The organism is Candidatus Kryptonium sp. (assembly GCA_025060635.1).
Lineage (GTDB): Bacteria > Bacteroidota > Ignavibacteria > Kryptoniales > Kryptoniaceae > Kryptonium.
Genome location: JANXBN010000065.1, coordinates 1 through 1,291, shown reverse-complemented (window position 1 = coordinate 1,291; position 1,291 = coordinate 1). Strand labels below are relative to the sequence as shown.

The window sequence follows — 1,291 nt, the reverse complement described above, 5'->3', positions numbered from 1 at the left end:
TTCTTGTTTGCAACATCCCCCTCTTTGGGTGCGTTATTGAGGTAGTGTTGGTAGATTAGTTCATCTAACTTTTCCCAATTAAACTTATAAAACAGCCTCGCTGGCAGACCTTCTCGTTTCTCCTCTAATATACCCAACTCCTTCAACCTTTTCCTCGCCGTCTCCTGCTCGCTCCTTGAAAGACCCGTCTCCTCCTTTATCTCCTCCATAGTCTTATAAATCCACCCTCCATTTTCCTTATTCTCCTTACCCTGCCAATACAAAAACTGACACAAAAACACAGTCGCAACAACAGAACCAACAACATTCGCAATAACAGGATAATACGCAATAGGACGACCTACAAGCTTTAAACTTTCACTTACCCTTAAAACCTCACTAGGCTTCATATTTACCCTCCATATTTTGATTTCCATCTACTTTAACTTCATAACCTTTGTTTTTCAAAGTCTCAATCAAACTTATAACCAAATTCGCAATCGTTATCTCATCTATACTTTCCTCCTTTTCCTTCTCCAACAAAACATTAAATAAATCCGTCTGCTCACAAGCTACCTTCACACATACCTGCATCAAATCCGCTACATATATCATCAACAAATTTGCAAAATCTACAGCATCTACCTCCATCTTGTTCATCAAATCCAACATAGTTTTAGTGTATAACTCCATCTTCGCCTTATCCTTGTTTGAATCGCACCTGTGAGGGATTGAAACGGATATGGTTATTTAAAAACCATAAAAACGATAAATTTGTTTGAATCGCACCTGTGAGGGATTGAAACCAAAATCTTTATCTTTCAAATTACTCACAATCGTTTCGTTTGAATCGCACCTGTGAGGGATTGAAACGGGAAAGGCACGCAGAATTTAATGAAAGCGTTAAAGAGTTTGAATCGCACCTGTGAGGGATTGAAACAATTGCTTATTTCTTCTTTTTTATCTTTATCTTCTCTGTTTGAATCGCACCTGTGAGGGATTGAAACGAGAGAGATTACAAAAGTTCTTAAAAATTTTTGCGTTGTTTGAATCGCACCTGTGAGGGATTGAAACAATAGCCTTGCCCGCATTTTAACAACATCAAGCATAAGTTTGAATCGCACCTGTGAGGGATTGAAACTCCATTTTTATCATAGCTGTTTTGAAGTTTTTGTTTGTTTGAATCGCACCTGTGAGGGATTGAAACGCGTGTTCCCAGCTAAAAATCCTGACACTTCCGTATGTTTGAATCGCACCTGTGAGGGATTGAAACATTTTGTCGTTAATTATAGCATATATTCCGTTCTTTGTT

The 1,291-nt window shown here is 38.3% G+C and carries 2 protein-coding genes and 1 CRISPR repeat array; both genes read right to left on the bottom strand.

What is annotated here, in order from left to right:
• The coding region (locus NZ923_10670) for a hypothetical protein (protein ID MCS7230473.1) at window positions 1-416 on the bottom strand (416 nt) is incomplete at its 3' end.
• Entirely contained in the window at window positions 379-672 is a 294-nt protein-coding gene (locus NZ923_10665) for a hypothetical protein (GenBank protein MCS7230472.1), read from the bottom strand. The genes NZ923_10665 and NZ923_10670, both read right to left, overlap by 38 nt.
• Window positions 673-687: 15 nt before the next feature.
• Window positions 688-1,252: a CRISPR direct-repeat array (repeat unit 30 nt; unit sequence GTTTGAATCGCACCTGTGAGGGATTGAAAC).
• Window positions 1,253-1,291 lie beyond the last annotated feature (39 nt).

What these genes read in the sequence shown, in the direction of transcription:
- NZ923_10665 (MCS7230472.1), bottom strand. Translation starts at nt 672, where the DNA reads ATGGAGTTATACACTAAAACTATGTTGGATTTGATGAACAAGATGGAG.